This is a genomic window from Fimbriimonadaceae bacterium (assembly GCA_019638795.1).
Taxonomy (GTDB): Bacteria; Armatimonadota; Fimbriimonadia; order Fimbriimonadales; family Fimbriimonadaceae; genus JAHBTB01.
The window spans coordinates 15,945-33,145 of record JAHBTB010000010.1 but is presented as its reverse complement, the minus strand read 5'-3'; the positions used below and the strand labels follow the sequence as shown (position 1 = coordinate 33,145).

16 protein-coding genes are annotated in these 17,201 nt (G+C 66.3%); 6 read left to right on the top strand and 10 right to left on the bottom strand.

What is annotated here, in order from left to right; translation table 11 throughout:
- Positions 1-49 precede the first annotated feature (49 nt).
- The 6 genes from KF857_11185 to asnB are packed head-to-tail and all read left to right on the top strand — an operon-like array spanning position 50 to position 7,220.
- Positions 50-1,297, top strand: a complete 1,248-nt coding sequence (locus tag KF857_11185; GenBank protein ID MBX3112564.1) for a hypothetical protein — start codon at positions 50-52, stop codon at positions 1,295-1,297.
- Entirely contained in the window at positions 1,294-2,490 is a 1,197-nt protein-coding gene (locus KF857_11180) for a hypothetical protein (protein ID MBX3112563.1), read from the top strand. Before KF857_11185 ends, KF857_11180 begins: the two co-directional genes overlap by 4 nt.
- Positions 2,487-3,995 (top strand): hypothetical protein, encoded by a 1,509-nt coding sequence (locus KF857_11175; protein MBX3112562.1) that lies wholly within the window; start codon positions 2,487-2,489, stop codon positions 3,993-3,995. The genes KF857_11180 and KF857_11175 overlap by 4 nt, the downstream gene beginning before the upstream one ends.
- Positions 3,992-4,858 (top strand): hypothetical protein, encoded by an 867-nt coding sequence (locus KF857_11170; GenBank protein MBX3112561.1) that lies wholly within the window; start codon positions 3,992-3,994, stop codon positions 4,856-4,858. Before KF857_11175 ends, KF857_11170 begins: the two co-directional genes overlap by 4 nt.
- Positions 4,842-5,396, top strand: coding sequence for a sugar transferase (locus KF857_11165; protein ID MBX3112560.1), 555 nt, complete (start codon positions 4,842-4,844; stop codon positions 5,394-5,396). The genes KF857_11170 and KF857_11165 overlap by 17 nt, the downstream gene beginning before the upstream one ends.
- A gap of 6 nt (positions 5,397-5,402) precedes the next feature.
- Entirely contained in the window at positions 5,403-7,220 is a 1,818-nt protein-coding gene (gene asnB, locus KF857_11160; protein ID MBX3112559.1) for an asparagine synthase (glutamine-hydrolyzing), read from the top strand.
- Here the strand turns inward: asnB and KF857_11155 are convergent.
- The 10 genes from KF857_11155 to KF857_11110 all read right to left on the bottom strand — a co-directional run bounded on the left by KF857_11155 (position 7,204) and on the right by KF857_11110 (position 17,163).
- The gene (locus KF857_11155) at positions 7,204-8,274 is read right to left on the bottom strand and encodes an acyltransferase (GenBank protein MBX3112558.1); all 1,071 of its coding nucleotides are present in this window, start codon (positions 8,272-8,274) and stop codon (positions 7,204-7,206) included. The two genes, asnB and KF857_11155, sit on opposite strands and share 17 nt — an antisense overlap.
- Positions 8,271-9,257 carry a hypothetical protein gene (locus tag KF857_11150; protein MBX3112557.1) on the bottom strand — a complete coding sequence of 329 codons (987 nt, stop codon included), beginning with the start codon at positions 9,255-9,257 and terminating at the stop codon, positions 8,271-8,273. Before KF857_11150 ends, KF857_11155 begins: the two co-directional genes overlap by 4 nt.
- A 12-nt stretch (positions 9,258-9,269) precedes the next feature.
- Positions 9,270-10,424, bottom strand: a complete 1,155-nt coding sequence (locus tag KF857_11145; protein ID MBX3112556.1) for a LegC family aminotransferase — start codon at positions 10,422-10,424, stop codon at positions 9,270-9,272.
- On the bottom strand, positions 10,414-11,397 hold the full coding sequence (locus KF857_11140; GenBank protein MBX3112555.1) for an SDR family NAD(P)-dependent oxidoreductase: 984 nt from the start codon (positions 11,395-11,397) through the stop codon (positions 10,414-10,416). The genes KF857_11145 and KF857_11140 overlap by 11 nt, the downstream gene beginning before the upstream one ends.
- Positions 11,394-12,398 carry a nucleotidyltransferase family protein gene (locus KF857_11135; protein ID MBX3112554.1) on the bottom strand — a complete coding sequence of 335 codons (1,005 nt, stop codon included), beginning with the start codon at positions 12,396-12,398 and terminating at the stop codon, positions 11,394-11,396. The genes KF857_11140 and KF857_11135 overlap by 4 nt, the downstream gene beginning before the upstream one ends.
- A 200-nt stretch (positions 12,399-12,598) precedes the next feature.
- On the bottom strand, positions 12,599-13,753 hold the full coding sequence (gene neuC / locus KF857_11130; protein ID MBX3112553.1) for a UDP-N-acetylglucosamine 2-epimerase (hydrolyzing): 1,155 nt from the start codon (positions 13,751-13,753) through the stop codon (positions 12,599-12,601).
- Positions 13,735-14,739, bottom strand: a complete 1,005-nt coding sequence (neuB, locus tag KF857_11125) for an N-acetylneuraminate synthase (protein ID MBX3112552.1) — start codon at positions 14,737-14,739, stop codon at positions 13,735-13,737. The genes neuC and neuB overlap by 19 nt, the downstream gene beginning before the upstream one ends.
- Positions 14,736-15,491 (bottom strand): SDR family oxidoreductase, encoded by a 756-nt coding sequence (locus tag KF857_11120; protein ID MBX3112551.1) that lies wholly within the window; start codon positions 15,489-15,491, stop codon positions 14,736-14,738. Before KF857_11120 ends, neuB begins: the two co-directional genes overlap by 4 nt.
- Positions 15,488-16,210, bottom strand: coding sequence for an acylneuraminate cytidylyltransferase family protein (locus KF857_11115; GenBank protein ID MBX3112550.1), 723 nt, complete (start codon positions 16,208-16,210; stop codon positions 15,488-15,490). Before KF857_11115 ends, KF857_11120 begins: the two co-directional genes overlap by 4 nt.
- Complete coding sequence (locus KF857_11110; protein ID MBX3112549.1) at positions 16,177-17,163, bottom strand: Gfo/Idh/MocA family oxidoreductase; 987 nt, start codon at positions 17,161-17,163, stop codon at positions 16,177-16,179. The genes KF857_11115 and KF857_11110 overlap by 34 nt, the downstream gene beginning before the upstream one ends.
- Positions 17,164-17,201: the final 38 nt, after the last annotated feature.

Sequence of the window (17,201 nt, the reverse complement as noted above, 5' to 3'; positions counted from 1 at the left end):
GGGAGGAATCCTACCTGCCCACCCGGGGTTAAGGTTAAAATACCGGGTCATGGCCGCGACGCCGACGGAAGACGTGATCGACGTCAGCGACACGCTTCACATACTCCTGCGATCGTGGAAGTTGGTCGGGAGCGTCGCCCTTGGCCTGTGTTTGTTGGTCGGGCTCTTCACATTCATCGTCCCGCCCTTGTACGAGGCACGGTTTTCTGTCCTTTTCCCCCGGGCCCAGAGCACCGGTGCGGGGACCATCGTCCAATTGGCGATCAACACGTCCAGCGACGTCCAGTATCTCGGCGGCGTGGTGAAGAGCCACGACATGCGGAAACTGATCTCGGAGAAGGCCGAGGTCAGAGTCAAAGACGTCGAGAACTCGATGGACATCAACGAGATGCCCGAAAGACGGCAACTCGAAGTCGCCTTCCGCGGATATTCAGACAAGAAGACCCTGGCCGCGGTGGTCGCCGTACTGGACCGGCTCAAGCAATTGGACCAGCGCCTCCTCTTCAATGTCAGCGACCGCATCAGCAGCGACCTAGCCAAGGAGGTCGAAGCCAACAAGACCGCGCTTGACCAGGCTCAAGCTCGGCTGGCGGAGTTCCAGAAGACCGCCAAGACCTCGCCCTCCTCGACCGAGGACTTCACCGGCTCGGAGTACCTGCGCCGTGCGGAGTCGGCCCGTATCGAACATGAAGGGGCCCGCCGGAACCTGCAGGCGAAGATCACGCAAGCGGCCAAGATCGGCCAGGCGATGGACCTGAACCTGCCGACGGGGGACTCGCAGATCGCCGACTGGCGCAAGGACCTGCTCAAGGCGCGCTACAACCTGGACGCCGCGCGGGCGCGGTACCAACCGGGTACCCAGCAGGTCAAGGACGCCGAGGACAACCTTCGGTTCACCCAGAACTCCATCAAACAAGAAGTGCAGGCGAAGGTGACATCGGTCCAAAAGGGGATCGACGAGTCGGCCGCCGCCCTCTTTGCTGCCGAGCTGACGACCCGCTGGTTGGCCGAAGACGCGGCCGAGCGGGCCAAGGTCGCCCCCGAGGAAGCCCGTCGGTACCGGTCGTTGCTCAGCGACATTCGGACGACAAACTCGGCTTACGAGTCCACCCTCGCCGCGTTCCGTCAGGAGGATGTCCGCAACAAGGTCGAGAAGTTGCAGTGGTCGGTGCTGGACGAGCCCTACTTGCTTGAGGAGCCGGTCAACAAAAAATACGGACTGAACATGCTTGCCGGGCTCGTGCTGGGCGGGTTCATCGGCTCGGTCGTGGCGGTCAGGAAGGGCCGAAAGAGATGAGCCGTGTCTTGTGCGTCACCTATGGCGCGGGCCACGCCCAGATCGTCGCCAGCGTCGTGCCCAAGCTGGTCGAACGCGGTCACGAGGTCGTCGTCATGGCGTTGACAACGGCGGCCGGCCTCTTGGCCCGCAAAGGTATCAGCAGCCTGGGTTACGTCGATTTCATCGAACCCGGTGACGCGGAGGCCCTGGAGACCGGAAAGCGCCTGGCCGCCGGGCATCCTCCTCATCCGGACGTGCGCCCGGGTGAGACAGAGGCCTACCTGGGGATCTGCTACTCCGAACTCGTGGCCGACCATGGCGCCGAGCGGGCCGCTTCCCTCTATGCCAGCAATCGACGTCAGGCGTTCCTGCCGAAGCGGTTCATGCGGCGGGTCATCGACAAGGTGCAGCCGGACCTCGTCTTGGCGACGAACAGCCCCCGGTCAGAGCAGGCCGCGATTGAAGTCGCCGCGGAGGCGGGAGTCCCGTCTGTCGTCGTGCTCGACCTTATGGTCTGCGGCAATGAAAGCCGTTTGCGCCGCCCCGGTTACGGCACCAAGGTGTGTGTGCTCGCCGACCTCGTCCGCAAGGCGTTGATCGACGCCGGGCGACAGCCGGAAGAAGTCGTCGTGACGGGTAACCCCGCGTTTGACGAGATGGGCGGGCCACAGGTCGCCGTGGACGCCGCCCACTTGCGGGAGAGTAAGGGTTGGGGGCAGGACAAGGTCATCCTGTGGGCGTCCCAACCCGAGCCGACCGACCCTGACTGGGGAGCCAAGATCGCCCGCACCTTGGCCAAAGCGGTCAGCACCCGCCCTGGGTGGCGGATGGTCTACCGGCCCCACCCCAACGAGAGGTCGGGGGCCGACGCCCTTGACCCAGGCATCGAGACCAGTGGGCGTGACGACGACCTTGCCGCCCTCCTCAAGGCGGTCGACGCGGTCGTCGTGGTGTCGTCGACAGTGGGTTTGCAGGCCGCGTTGATGGGCAAGTTGCTGGTCCAGGTCGACCTTCCAGTATCCGCCGGGCCCATCGACTACCCGTCCGTCGGCGCGGGCCATTGGGCGCGGGACCTCGACCATTGCCTCGAACTCCTCGACGCCCATGTCGCCCGTCCGGTCGTCGGCGACCTGCCGTTCCCGCCGTTGGGCTCGGCCGCCGACCGGGTCGCGGAGCTCGCTGACGAATTGGTCTTGCAAAGGGCGCGATGAGCCGTCACGTCCGGGCGGGGCTCGTCGTCTTTGGCGGTGTCCTCGCCGGGCGGCTCTTGGGCTTTGTCCGCGACCTGCTCGTCTCCGCCATGTTCGGTCGGACGGTGCAGGCCGACGTCGCCGTCCTGGTGATGACCGTCCCCGACGCTCTCTTGGCGATCCTCGTCGGCGGCGCGATCGGCGCCGCGCTGATCCCGGAGTTCAAACGTCGTCCTCCCCAAGAGGCATGGCAACTGTATGTCCAGGCCACCCGGCTTGTCTTGGGCATGGCGGTCGCCTTGACCCTGGTGCTCTCGTTGGGATCGGCCTGGGTGGTCCGGATCGTCGCTCCGGGCGTCGCCGAAAGTGCGATGGCCACCGCGCGTCCGCTGGTCGCCACCTGCCTGTGGGCGGTGCCCGTCACGGCGATGGTGGCGGTGAGCAGGGCGTTCCTGCAGAGCCACGACCGGTTCGGCCCGCCGGCCGTCTCGTCGTTCCTCTACAACCTGGCCCTTGTCGTCGCCTTGGCCTTTGGCTCGGTGTTCCGGCTCCAAGCCGTGTCGGTCGCGGTCGTGGTCGGCGCGTGCCTGGGCTTGGCCGTGCAACTCTCTCCGGCCCGAAAGTACCGCCAACCGGGGGGAGACGCGCGGTGGCTGATCGGACGAAGCATGGTCCTTCGGTTCTTCCAGGCCCTTGGGGCGGGGGTGATGCTCTTGACCATGCCGGTGGTCCTGCGGTCGTTCGCGTCGCGTTTCGGGGACGGCGGGATGACGTTGGCGCACCTCGCCAGCAAGCTGGTGGACCTGCCCTTGGGGGTCGCCCTGACATCGGTGAGCGTCGCCCTCTTTCCCGTGGTCGCCGAACGGCTCGCCATCACGGAGACGCGCCAGGACGGGCTCGTCCTGGCTTCCCAAGGGCTCCGCGTGGTCTTCTCGCTCGGTCTGCCGATCGCGCTCGGCATGGGGTTCTTCGCTCTGGATTGGGCGCGGCTTCTTTACGGGCACGGCAAGATGACCCCGGCGGAGACCGCGCCCATCGGCATGTTTGCCGCGGTGCTGATGGTCGGTCTGTTGCCCCAGGCGCTCAACACGTTGGTCTTGACCGTCTTCGACTCGTTGCGCGACATGGCCACGCCGTTGGTCGTGACCGGGGCTGGACTGCTCGCGACCTGCGGGCTCTCGGCCATTGCCGTCCAACAAGGCAACCTGCCGGGCCTCGCGTGGGTGACCGCCGGAGTGCACTGGGCGATGTTGGTGTCCTTGCTCGCCGTGGCCCGGCGCCGGCACGGGGCCGACCTCTTCCAGGCGGTCTTTGGTAAAACCCCTGTCGTCCAGGCGGCGGTGACGGGCCTCGTGTTCGTCGCACTGGCGTGGCCGCTGCGCTCGATGCACGGGCCCGCCGTGGTCGGCGTGCTCGGTTCGGTCGTCATCGGGGTCGTCGCCGGAGCCGTCGGTTTGACCACAGACGTCGACACGAGGGGCAAGCTTTTGTGGACCATCAAGGGCAAGCTGAAAGGTAACAGATGACACAGGAACGACAGATGCGGCTGATGATGATCACCGCCGACCCTGGCCTGGCCCGGGTGGCGGCCGACGCCGGGGTGGACCGGATCTTCGTTGACCTGGAGTTTTTGGGGAAGACCGAGCGGCAGGGTCACCTGGACACGGTGATCAGCCGCCACACCTTGGCCGACGTCGTCCGGATCCGCGAGGCCGTGGACGAGGGCCAGTTGCTGGTCCGGGTGGACCCGTGGCACGACCAGTCGGCGCAGCAGATCGACGAGGTGGTGCGGGCCGGGGCGGACACCGTCATGTTGCCGATGTTCACGACCTCCGAGGAAGTCCGGTCGTTTGTCGACGCGGTCGGGGGGCGGGCGCGGACCATCGCTTTGGTGGAGACCCCGGCGGCGATGACCCGCCTGAGGTCGGTGGTGAGGACCGACGGTTTGGACGAGGTCTACTTTGGCCTCAACGACCTCCACCTCGCCCTGGGGCTCGACTTCTTGTTCGAGGTGTTGTCGGGTGGCCTGGTTGACTTGATGGCGAGCGAGGCCAAGGCGGCCGGCAAGCCGTTCGGATTCGGCGGCGTCAGCCGGGTCGGCAGCGGTGAGCTTCCCGCCGAGTTGGTCCTGGGCGAGCACGCCCGCACCGGCTCGTCGATCGTGATCCTTTCCCGCGCGTTTTTTGGCGGTGCGAAGCGTCTGGAAGACCTTCCTGGTGGTCTAGACTTAGAAACCGAAGTCCGAAAGGTGCGAGACGCCCTGGCCCTGCATTTCGAGCGGTCGGCGGAACAGATCGCCCTTGACCGGGCCCGGTTGTGCTCGGTCGTCCAGGACGTCGCGGACCGGAGGCGTGCCGAGCGGCGGAGCCGCGTTGAAGAGACTGTTTGACATTGTCTGCAGCACGTTTTTTTTGGTGTTGCTGTTTCCCTTGATGGTGTTGCTGGCGGTATGGGTTTCCCTAGACAGCCCTGGCGGGCCGTTCTACCGCCAAAGGCGCGTCGGTAAGGGGGGGCGCGTGTTCACGATCCTCAAGTTCCGTAGCATGGTCTCGGACGCGGACAAGAAAGGATCGCACCGCACGTCCGTGGGCGACGCCCGGATCACGCGGGCGGGACGGATCCTGCGCAAGACCAGCCTGGACGAACTGCCCCAGTTCTGGAACGTTCTGGTCGGCGACATGAGCCTGGTCGGGCCGCGGCCGGACACCCCGGCGCAAGAGGCCGACTACACCCCCGAAGAATGGCAAAAGCGGTGCAGCGTGAGGCCCGGCATCACCGGTCTTGCCCAAGCGACCAAGCGGAGCACCGCCACACCCCAGGAACGGCTGGCCGCGGACCTGGAGTACGCCGAGGCACCGTCATTGGCCCTTGACTTCAAGATATTGGCCCTGACGGTGAAGCAGGTTGTCTCGCGCGGGGGATACTAGGCACGCATGTGCGGCGTTTACGGCTACTTTGACCGCAAGGGGAGGGGGATGCCCCAGGCATTGGTGGACGACATGGCTGTCTCCCTACGCCACCGGGGGCCGGACGGACGCGGCGAGGACCACCGGGGGGCGTGCGCCGTCGGGAACATGCGCCTGGCGATCATCGACGTCGAGGGCGGCGACCAACCTTTCTTCAGTGACGACGGGGCGGTGTCGGTCGTCCAGAACGGGGAAATCTACAACTACGTGGAGTTGCGTCGAGAATTGGCGGCGGCCGGCGTCGTGTTCCGCACCCACAGCGACACCGAAGTGTTGCTCCACCTCTACCTCCGCCACGGTGCCGCGTTCCTCGACAAGCTGAGCGGCATGTTCGCGATAGCGGTCGCGGACCGGCGGACGGGGACCATGCTCGTCGCCCGCGACCCCATCGGGGTCAAGCCGCTTTTCCTGGCCGACGACGGCGACCGGGTGCTCTTCGCCTCGGAGATCAAATCACTGCTGCGGGCCGGGGTGCCCCGGCAGATGGACGACGAGGCCCTCCACCACTACCTGAGCTACGGCTACGTTCCCGCGCCATGGACGCTGTTCAAGGGTGTCAGGCATCTGATGCCCGGTTGCCTGATCGAGGTCTCGGCGCACAAGACCGAGGTCAGGCGCTGGTGGGACCTGACCAAGCAGGAGCAACGCCCCTGGACCATCGACGAGTTCAAGGACACGTTCCAGTCATTGCTGAGCCGTTCGGTCGAGATCCGGATGCGCGCCGACGTGCCGTTCGGCGCGTTCCTTTCCGGCGGCCTGGACTCCAGCACAGTCGTCGGTTTGATGGGCCGCCACACCGACAAGCCGGTGAGGACGTTTTCGATCGGCTTTCACGACGAGCGGTTTGACGAGAGCGAATACGCGCGGCAGGCGTCGGACCGGTTCGCCACCGACCACACCCTGGACTTTGTCGGGCCGGAGATCGTCGCCGACTGGGCGAAGGCGGTTTACCACTGCGACCAGCCTCACAGCGACGTTTCGTTCTTGCCGACGATGCGCCTTTCCCAACTGGCGGTGGAACACGTCAAGATGGTGCTGACCGGGGACGGTGGCGACGAGTTGTTCGGGGGTTATGAGAAGTACACCGACTTCTTCGTCAAGGACGTCGCTGGGCTCAGTGACCGCCAGTTTGGCGACACGTACCACGACCACATCTCCCTCTTCACCGAGGACCTGAAGAGGTCGCTCTACTCTCCGGCCCAGCGGCGGGTGGCGTCGGACTGGGACACCCGGACGGTGACCCGGGCCGCCCTTGACCAGGTGCCGCATTGGGACCGGCGCAACCAAGCCATGTGGTTGGACGTCGCCCTCCTCCTGCCGGGGAACAACTTGGTCAAGCCCGACCGCATGGCGATGGCGGTATCGCTGGAGGCACGTGAACCGTTCCTGGACCGGGCCCTGGCCGAGTTTGCCTTCCAGGTGCCGGGTGACCTCAAGCTGCAGGGCAATGTGACGCGGTGGGCGTACAAGGAGGCAGTGCGAGACTTGCTCGGGCCGACCCTGACCGACCGCAAGAAGCGCATGTTCACGGTACCGATCGGCGAATGGTTCAAGGACACCCTGCGGCCATTGACCCGTACCCTCCTGACCGAGGGGCCGTTCCTCGACCGGGGGGTCTTCGACCAACAGACGGTCACTGACGTTTTGGCGCGTCACGAAGGGGGCTCGGCCAACCACACGCGCGAAATCCGCCAGCTTGTGGCCTTCGAACTGTGGTGCCGCACGTTCCTCGACTCTGACGGTTCCGCGCCGGTCGATGTCGACGCCCTTATGGCGCCGATCTAGCCGTCCCCAGTCGACGGATCCAGTTCTGGGCGGGCATCTCTAGGTAGGTGTAGACCGCTTGGGCGAGGACAAGGGTGAGGAGCCATGTCGCGCCGACCAAGGCCATAGCCGGCAAGCCCTTGGCCACCAGCCTGAGCCCGTTGAAGACGAACGGGTGCAACAGGTAGACGGCGTAGCTGAGTGCTCCCAAACGCGTGCCCGCTTTGCCAAGTGGACCAGGCCCGACAGGGACGGGCACGACTGCGATGACGAGGGCGAGGCTTGAAGCGACAAGAAGCAGCCGGGCCCATCCCGTGACCACGGCGGTTTCCGTGCCACCGAATAGAAGGGCGAGGGCGACCAGAAGGGCGGTGGCGAGGACCGTTCCCAGCCAGGGTTTGGCGGAGGTCTGACTTGTCCTCGCGGACGTGATGTCGACGACCGCCATGCCCAGGGCGAAGAGCACGGCGTGGTTGGCGACATGGACATAGGCAGACCACTGGTCGGCGAGGGGCAGGGCGGGGTCGAGTCGGGAAGTCATCCACGCGGACAGTCCGGCCAGTGCCCCGACCGTGATGACGAACGGGGCCCGCCCGGCTTGCCGGGCAAGCACGAGCAACGGGAACAGGGCGTACATCACCATCTCGACCCCGATCGACCAACCTCCGACAATGGACGACCGTGCCGGGTCGACGAACCCAAACAGAAGGGTCGCGTTCAGGGCCAGGTTGGCGGGGTCGAGGCCGTGGTCGCTCTTCTGGACGAGCCGAAACGTGGTGGCCACAAGAGTCGCGCAGACGTAAAGCGGCCAGATCCGGGCGAACCGTTTCAGGCCGAAGTCCGCCCACGTCGACCGCTTCTTGAAGTCCTTGCCGCCGTAGACGTAGGCCATGCTGAAGCCCGAGATGATAAAAAAGGCTTCGACGCCGTAGATCCCGACAAAGTGGAGCAACCGCGTGCCCCAATCGGCATGGACAAGCTCCGTCCACGTCAGGGAGTGATAGACCATGATCGCGGCGGCGAACAACCCCCGCAAGACGTCGACGGACTCGACCCTGGCCTTCGGCTTGTTCATGTCGGCAGGGCCGGCGACGGGCCGTTCGTTTGGACGACGTATGCCCCGACCATCGCCCACACGATCGGCATGATGTAGGCGGCGACGGAAAGGCCCTCGAAGAAGAATCCGGGGACCGAGGCCAAGAAGAACAAGAGCAAGAACTTGGGTGTCCGCCGGTTGTTCAGCAAGAGGAAGAGGAAGAAGGCGGAGAACGCGGCGAGGAGCAGATAGACGGCGAACCTTGGTGTGTCGTTCACGACGTAGCTCACCGTGATCGTGTTGCGCTCGATCGCCGCGGCGATCCCCTTTGACTTGGTGTAGCCGACGGTGTCACCCGAGAAGAACGCCAGCTTTTGGATTGCCGAAAAGGTCAGTCCGGTGGCGACGATGAGACACGTCGTGGCCTTGGCGAATGTGCCGACCTTGAACTTTGCCTGGCATAACCAGAACACGATCAGCCAGGCAAGGGCGACGCCGGAACTCAGGAACGACAAGAGGGCGCTCATCACGAAGTACCAAAGAGACCGCTTGTCGGAAAACAGGTGGAGATAGAGATAGGCGAAGCCGCAGACGATCAGGGAGGTCCGGAAGCTGAGTGCGTAGGGGACGAGGAAGACACAAAGCTGGGCGACGTGTTGTTTGCCGTTGAACTTCGCCAGGGCGATCGGCAGGAGGAACGGCAGGAGGAAGATGGACTCAAGGAACGGTGGCCAGTTGCGGACCCAACTGAGCAAGAACGGGCTGACGATGACGAGCCGCACCGAGTGCAGGATGTAGAGCGGGTCGGTGAAGATCTCGCGCGAGTCCTTCATCCACATGTCCTGGACCGTGGTGATCTGGATGAAGAAGCCGTCTTGGACGCCCATGGCGAACATGGACTTCTTGAGGACCAGGTTGAGCGCGACGAACAGAACCGACGCGAGAATGACGTACAGATGGAAGTCGGAGAGCGCCGAGCGGCGTCCCGGGGCCGAAGTCAATGTCCCGCCGGCGCCCGCCATTGGTCGAGGAGTCTACCTAGTGAGGTTGCGGAGGACTTCGACGACGCGCCCTTGGTCGGCCTCGGTAAGGCCCACCGAGCAGGGCAGGCTCAGGCACCTCGCGTTGAGCTCGTCGGCGACAGGGCAGGCGAACCGGTGGAGTCGGGGATGGGCGGGGCTGCGGTGGGCGGGTTGCCACAAGGGGCGGGTCTGGACACCGGCCTCGTGCAGGGCGCGCATCGCCGGGCGGCTCGACTCGAAGGGCACCTTGGTGGTGTAGAGCCACCATGCGGAGTGGGCCCCTTCGGGCGGTGTTTGGGATTCAAACCCCAGAGGGGCGAGGGCGTGGGTGTAGGTGTCGGCGATCCGACGCTTGGTCGCGAGGAACTCGTCGAGACGCTCCAACTGGGCGACGCCGATCGCGGCGGCCACGTTGGGTAGTCGGTAGTTGAAGCCGACCTCGTCATGGACAAACTCGACTTCGTCGAGCTTGGCCTGGGTGGTCAGGTGCTTCGCCCTTCGGGCGGTCTCGTCGTCGTCGGTGACGATCATGCCACCCCCGCCGGTGGTCAGGAGTTTGTTACCGTTGAAGCTGAAGCAGGCGGACACCCCGTGGGTGCCGACGTTCTTGCCGCGGTAGGTGGCGCCCAGACTCTCGGTGGCGTCCTCGACGACCGGGACGCCGAGACGGCCGCAGACCTCCATGAGGGGGTCCATATCGACCGGGCACCCAAGGATGTGCACGGGCATGACGGCCCCGACCCGGGCTCCCGAGGCCTTTTCATACAGGCCGTCGGCCCGTCGCTCGCATTGGGTCTCGAGGTACGCGACGACGCCGGGAACGTCCATTTGCCACGAACGTGGGTCGGCGTCGATCAGGACGGCCTCGGCACCGCAATAGACGATCGAATTGACTGACGCGATGAAGGTCACCGTCGATGTGAGGACAAGGTCGCCTGGCCTCACCCCGGCGCAGATAAGGGCGACATGGAGGGCGGCGGTGCCGCTGGCGCAAGCGACCGCGTGCTTGACTCCTAACCTGGCGGCAAACTCACGCTCGAACCGGTCGACGAACGGCCCCGCCGACGAGACCCAGCCGGTGTCGAGGCACTCCTTGACATAGGCCCATTCGTTGCCCCCGATCTCGGGGACGCTGAGCGGGACCCGGGTCAACGCCTCAGACGGCATAGACACCCGCGCGGTAGTGGCCCTGGTTGGCACGCAGCCATTCGATGGTCCGCGCCAGCCCCTCCTCCAGAGTGACCTTGGACGACCAGCCGAGTTCGCGCTTGGACTTGGTGGTGTCGGCCAGCAACCGCTCGACTTCACTGCCGGTGCGGCGGACACGCTGGGCGTCGGTCGTGATGTCGACGGGTCGTCCCGCGATCTCACCGATCAAGCGAGCGAGGTCGCCGATGCTGATCTCGCGGCCGGTCCCAATATTGAAGGTCTGGCCGGAGGCGTTGTCCGCCGACGCGGCGGCGAGGAACCCGGACGCCGTGTCGGTGACGAAATTGAGGTCGCGGGTCGGGTCGAGGTTGCCCAGCTTGACCGTCTGCCCGGCAAGGCACTGGGAGATGATCGTGGGGATCACCGCCCGGGCTGACTGGCGCGGGCCGTAGGTGTTGAAGGGCCGCACCGTGACGACGGGCAGGCCGAAGGAGAGGTGGTAGGACTCGGCGACCTTGTCCGCCCCGATCTTGCTGGCCGAATAGGGTGACTGGCCCTGAAGGGGGTGTTCTTCGTCGATGGGCACGTGGAGGGCAGTGCCGTAGACCTCGCTCGTCGAAGTGTGGACGACCCGGCCGACGTCGAGTCGGCGACAGGCCTCCATGACGTTCAGGGTCCCCTCGACGTTGGTCCGGACGTAGGAGCGGGGAGCGACGTAGGAGTAGGGGATCGCGATCAACGCGGCCAGGTGGAACACGGTGTCACACCCGCTGACGGCGGCCCAGACCGACTCTTGGTCGGCGACGTCACCGGCGACAAACTCCATCGCATCGGCATGTGGAGAACTGTCCAGCCAACCTCGACGTCCCGCGCCGTTGTAGTGGACGAAGGCCCGGACTGACGCGCCTTCCTCGACGAGCCGCTCGGCCAAATGGCTGCCGATGAACCCGCCCGCCCCCGTCACCAAGACGCGGCGTCCTGACCAGTTCAAAGGGCGATGACCCCGTTGGCGAAGTCAGTTTGGGCGCGTTCGTAGTCACTCATTTGGCCAATGTCGATCCAGTATTCGGTAAGGGGGAACGTGGCGACCCGCCGCCCGACGGCGAGCATGGCGTCCACCAACTGCGTCATATCCAGGCGCCCGTCGTCGCCGATGTGGTCAAACGCCCTCTCGCCGAGCAGATAAATGCCGGCGTTGACAAAGTGGCGGACCGTCGGCTTCTCGACAAGCGAGGTGAGGATGGGGCCGTCCGTCTCGACCACGCCATATGGGATGGTCGTCTCATGTGGGCGCACGGCGAGGGTGAGGTCGGCCTGATGCTCCTCGTGGAACCGCTTCATCCAGCGGAAATCGACGTTCGTCAGGATGTCACCGTTGATCACGAGCAACGGGAAGGTGGGCCGGTCCAGAAGCCGGAGGGCCCCCGCGGTGCCGAGAGGGGTCTGTTCGTTGACGTAGTTGATCGTCACGCCAAACTGGCTGCCGTCCCCAAAGTGGGCCTCGATGATCTCGGGCAGGTAGTGGGTGGTCAGGCTGACTTCGCGGATGCCGGACTCGCGCAGTTGGGAGACGATCCGCTCCAACAGCGGTCGGTCGCCGATGGGCAACATCGGCTTAGGGAGGTCGCTCGTCAGCGGCCGCATGCGGGTGCCGAAGCCGCCCGCCATGACCACCGCCCCCAGCGTCGGCGGAGGCTCCGGGACGAGGTCGTGCATGGTGACGACGCCGGCAAGGCGGTCATCCTCGTCAAGGACGGGTAACTGCTGCACCTGTCGCTCGCGCATCAGGGCGAGCATGTCCTTGTCGCTGGTGCCCTGCCGGGCGGTGACGGCGACTTGGCTCGGGAAGTGGGTGGGAAGCTTGGCGATCGGGACGTCCAGTCGGGCCCCAGAGAGGATGGCGCGGCGAATGTCACCGTCGGTCACCGTGCGCACGAGTCGCTGGTCGGCGTCCACCACGATGGCGATCCCCGTGGTGTTCCGGTTGATCATGCCGAGCAAATCGCGGATCGTCGACGTGGACGTCGTCGCGATATTGTCGATACTCCGAAGCCGAGCTATTGCCTCACCCCCGGGAAATAGCCGGGCCTCCCACCGTCGATCCCAATCATGTCAAACCATCCGCCAAAGGCGATAAGTGAATCTTTACCTGATGGACGGCATACAAGCCACCGGTGTTCCAGGACTTTCCCTTACAAACGGTCGACAAACGGCTTCTTGATGAGTCCAGGTCCCAGCGTGACCGACTCTAAAACGTCGACGATGCGCCGTGCCGCCTGGCCGTCGCCGTAGATGTTCTGACATCCCCTGAGCGCAGGGTCTGTGGCGGCCTGGTGGAGGGCGGCGAGCAGGGGCTCTTCCTGACATGGGACGTCGATGACGTTGCCACTCCTCTCCCGGCCCTGTTGGCGGTCACCGACGTTCACGACGGGCAGGCCAAAGGACGCCGCCTCGATGATGCCGCTGGAGGAGTTGCCCGCCATGACCCCTGCATGGGACATCACGCCGACATAGAACTTGGCCCCCAAGTTCTCGTGGATGTGAAGCCAAGGTTCCCCGGCCCATCGGGCCACCACACGACGCACGGCCAGCCCGCCCGGGTCGGCGTTGGGCATGGTCAAGACGACCGGCCTTCCAAACCGTTTGAGGGCGCGCAGGAAGGTCTCCGCTTGACTCTCGGCCTCACCGGGCTCGGTCGTGACGGGGTGGAACGTCGCGACGACCGAACCCTCTGGGAACGCATGCCCCAGTCGGGCCTCCACCTGTTCCAAGGGCACCGGACCGGCGCGCATGATGCGGTCGACCGCCGGGGCGCCACTGACGGTCACCCGCCAGTCCTCCTCGCCCATTTGCCGGATGCGCCGGGCATGGGACTCGGTGCTGGCAAAGTGAAGGTGGGCCAGCTTGGTCAGGCTGTGCCGGTACACGTTGTCGATCGCCCCCGTGGTCTCCTCTCCCCCGTGGATGTGGGCGAGGGGGAGCAAGAGGGGGACGGCCGCCACGCCCGCCGCGTGCATTTCGTAGCGGTCGCCGAGCAGGAGGAGGATGTCGAACCCTTGGCGGGCGAAGGCTTCCGCGAACATCGCGGTGGCCCGGCCCGCCGCCGCCGCGACCACTGCCGGCGAGTCGTCTTCCGGCGTGAAGTCGAGGCGTTCGACGACCGGATAGCCGTCGGCCACGATCTGGTCGACGGTGTGGCCGAACCGAGGGCTGAGGTGGGCGGCGGCCGCCACGACGCCGAGGTCCATGCCGCGCGCCAGGACCTCGTCAAAGACCGGGGTGTAGAGCCCGTAGTCGCTCCGGGCGACGGTGACCGCGCCGACACGCCTCATTTCAGGTCGGCCCACTGGAGGGTTGCTCCTTCGGGCAGGTCACGGGCGACCGTCCGCCCCACGCATTCCGACATCCGGTCAGGCGTGACGCCGTCGCCGGGGCGGCGTAGGACAAGGTCGCTTGCGCCCAGTACGTGCCCGGAGCTTACTGGACGCGACAGGGTGACGCTCCGGCGCGCGACCCGCGCAGTGTCTTCTTCGCACGGCATCCGTCGCTTGACCCCGTCGCCCAGGGCCGCCTCGACATTCCTGACCGCCGTGACCAGCCGCCTCAACTCGTCAGGCTCGAGCGACGCTTGGTGGTCGGGTCCGGGCAGGCTCCGGTCCAAGGTGAAGTGCTTTTCCAGACACGCGGCCCCGACAGCGGTGGCGGCCACGCACGCCTCGATGCCTTGGGTGTGGTCGCTGAACCCGACAGGTGCGCCAAAGGCCAACTCCATCGTCGCCATCGCGTTGAGGTTCACCTGGTCGAACGGGGCCGGGTAGGAACTGACACAGTGGAGCAGGGTGAGATCGTCGTTACCGGCAGAGCGGACCACTGAGACGGCGCGTTCGACCTCGCCGAGGTCGGCCATGCCGGTGGAGACGTACATGGGCTTGCCTTTCCGCGCCACGTGCTCCAAATAGGGGAGGTTGGTCAGTTCGCCGCTCGGTGTCTTGAAGGCCCGCACGCCGATGTCGGCGAGCAGGTCGGCGTCTTCCAGGTCGAACGGGGTGGACATGAACTCGACATGGCGTTCGCGGCAGTGGCGGGCGAGCTGTCGGAAGTCGTCGGCGGTCAGTTCCAGGGCCTTGAGCATCTCGTATTGGTTGCCCGCGCCGGTGGTCTCGGCCTGGTACGCCGCCTTGCGGGCCGATTTGGTCACCAGCCGGTCGGCACTGAACGTCTGGAACTTGACCGCGTCCGCCCCAGAGTCGGCGGCGACGTCGACCAGCTTCATGGCCAAGTCAAGCGATCCGTTGTGGTTCACCCCGGCCTCGGCGATGATGAAGCAGCTCACCAGGCCCCCCAGCCGCCGTCCACCGGGATGTCGATCCCCGTCACGTAGAGGGAAAGGTCGGTGCAAAGGTAGGCGACCGCACCGGCCATGTCGGCTTCGGTGGCCATACGCCGCATGGGGGTGCGTTGCTCGTAGCGTTCCACAAAGGTGCTGGGCTGGCCGCGGAAGATGCCGCCGGGGCTGATCGTGTTGACACGGACGTCGGGCGCCATCGTGACCGCCATGTGGCGGACGAGTTGCTCAAGGCCCCCCTTGGTGACCCCGTATCCAGCCGGGTTGCCCATCGACGTCCCTTCGTAAAGGCGCATGTCGGGGCCGTGCTTGCCGTAGATCGACGACACCGCCACAACTGAACCCTTGCCACTGGCGGCGAGGAAGGGCCGGGCGGTCTGGACGATGGTGAAAAGCGAACTGACGTTGACGGCCAGGGCCTGCCCCCAGACCTCGGCAGACTGGGACTCGGCCGGTTCGGCCCATCCCGGCAGCTTGGTGGTGCCCACAAACGCGGCGCAATGGACGACGACGTCGAGCCGGCCGTGGTCGGCGGTCACCTGCCGGGTGACGGCTTCGACGGCGCCCTGGTCGGCCAAGTCACAGGCGACGACGCCCTCGGAGGCGGCGCGGTCCAGGGCGACGACGTGGGCACCCAATCCGCGTAAGGTCGTGCAGACGACCCGGCCCAAGTGGCCGTCCCCGCCGGTGACCAACGCCACCCGGCCGTCGAGGGACATAAGGTCGCGGACGTCGCTCATCGGGCCAACCACGGGAGAGTGACCCGTCCCTCCGCAATGGCCCGCGAGGCGGCGTCGAACTCGTCGATCGTGTCGATGTGGATCGCCCGTGACTCGGGGATCTCGTGCAGGAGCATGTGCCCGTCACGCCAGTTGTCGCATGACCGGACGAAGTCGGCGCGCCACAGGTACAAGGAAGCGTTGATGCGGAACACCCTCGGCAAGTCTTGCCGTCGCGTGTACGTCCGTCCCTCAGGCACGAGGTCGGCCATGCGGCCGTCACGCTCGACCACGCAGTGCCAGATCGGGTTGAACTCGGGCTCGGACACGCCGACCACGCCGTCGGCGGCGTCGTCGGCCTCCAGCCGACGGACCGAGGCGGCGATGTCCTCGGGCACGCGCCCGGGGCTCGTTGGGTCCAGGAGCAGGACAGACCCAAAGTCGCCGGGGGTGTTCTCCAGAGCATGGCGGACCACCGGCCACATGGCGGCGGTGTCGCCGCTCAGGCTGTCCGGGCGGAGCCAGGGCACACTGGCCCCGGCCTCACGGGCGACGGCGGCGATCTCCTCCGAGTCGGTGCTGCAGACCACTTCGGCGACGGCGGGGCACATCTTGGCGAGGGCGACAGAGTGGGCGAGCAAGGGTCGGCCCGCGAGCGGGCGGATGTTCTTGCCGGGCAACCCTTTGCTTCCGCCGCGGGCGGGGATCAGGGCGAGGACGGGGTGGAGAGGTCGGGCCATGGCACGGGAGTTGGGCGGCCGGTCGCCGAACTGGATCGTACCGCCTCGACGACAGCCAAGGCCCGGAGACCTTCGGCACCGGTCGCGAGGACGCCGGGGTCACCGTCGCCCCGTACCGCGTTGACAAACGCCTCGGCCTGACGCCGGTACATCTCGTCCCGGTCGACGGGACGGTCAAACACCGTTTCGAGGCTCGTGCCTTGCGCCCGGTGGACGGTCCCCTTCACCAGGTCGAGGGTCAAAGACCCGAAGCCATGCCAAGTCGCATGGACGCCCCGCTTGGTCTCTTCCGCGGCGAGGTCGAGCCTGACCCGGACCGTCGCGCCGGGCTCGTCCGCGTAGTACGCCCACGTCTCGTCGGGGATCTCGATCCGCCAGTGGTGCTCGACGCTTCCCGTCACGGCGGAGGGCCATCCAAAAAGCCAACCGGCCAAGTCCACCTCGTGGATCAGCTCGCGCAGCGCCCCGCCTTGTCCGGCCTGGCCGGAGTAGGCGTCCTGGTAGGGTCGGTCGGGCCGCCACGCCGAAAGGTCGGTCTCGCACGAGACATGGGCGGACTGCAGTCCCTCCCGGGCGGGCAGGGCCGCCCGGAACGCGCCGACGGCAGGGTGGAAGCGCAGGCAACAACCGACGTAGAGGCCGGGGCGGGCGGCGAACTGACGGGCCAACTCGTCGGTGTAGTCGGCGAAGAGCGGCTTCTCCGCCAAGACAGGCAGACGGCCCAAGGTGGCCAGGTCGGCGGCGTGACGTCCGGTGTCGGTGGCCAGGACGAGGGCGTCAAGCCCGGCGGTGCGCCAGTCGGCGGTGGCGGCGTAGCCTTGCTCTTCCCAGAAGGCGACCCGTTCCGCGCGGGTCGGCACGGCGACCGGGGTCACGTCGGGAAGGGAGCGGAGCACCCTGAGATGGCGGGAACCGATCGAACCAGTCCCCCAAACTCCCACCCGCGTCGCCACGTGACGAGGCTACCTGGCCTGCCACGGGGCCTCTGGTA

Excerpts from the sequence above, each read along its gene's own strand:
- KF857_11185 (MBX3112564.1), top strand. The coding sequence starts at position 50 with ATGGCCGCGACGCCGACGGAAGACGTGATCGACGTCAGCGACACGCTT.
- KF857_11180 (MBX3112563.1), top strand. The coding sequence starts at position 1,294 with ATGAGCCGTGTCTTGTGCGTCACCTATGGCGCGGGCCACGCCCAGATC.
- KF857_11175 (MBX3112562.1), top strand. The coding sequence starts at position 2,487 with ATGAGCCGTCACGTCCGGGCGGGGCTCGTCGTCTTTGGCGGTGTCCTC.
- KF857_11170 (MBX3112561.1), top strand. The coding sequence starts at position 3,992 with ATGACACAGGAACGACAGATGCGGCTGATGATGATCACCGCCGACCCT.
- asnB (MBX3112559.1), top strand. The coding sequence starts at position 5,403 with ATGTGCGGCGTTTACGGCTACTTTGACCGCAAGGGGAGGGGGATGCCC.
- KF857_11155 (MBX3112558.1), bottom strand. The coding sequence starts at position 8,274 with ATGAACAAGCCGAAGGCCAGGGTCGAGTCCGTCGACGTCTTGCGGGGG.
- KF857_11150 (MBX3112557.1), bottom strand. The coding sequence starts at position 9,257 with ATGGCGGGCGCCGGCGGGACATTGACTTCGGCCCCGGGACGCCGCTCG.
- KF857_11145 (MBX3112556.1), bottom strand. The coding sequence starts at position 10,424 with ATGCCGTCTGAGGCGTTGACCCGGGTCCCGCTCAGCGTCCCCGAGATC.
- KF857_11135 (MBX3112554.1), bottom strand. The coding sequence starts at position 12,398 with ATGATCAACCGGAACACCACGGGGATCGCCATCGTGGTGGACGCCGAC.
- KF857_11120 (MBX3112551.1), bottom strand. The coding sequence starts at position 15,491 with ATGAGCGACGTCCGCGACCTTATGTCCCTCGACGGCCGGGTGGCGTTG.
- KF857_11115 (MBX3112550.1), bottom strand. The coding sequence starts at position 16,210 with ATGGCCCGACCTCTCCACCCCGTCCTCGCCCTGATCCCCGCCCGCGGC.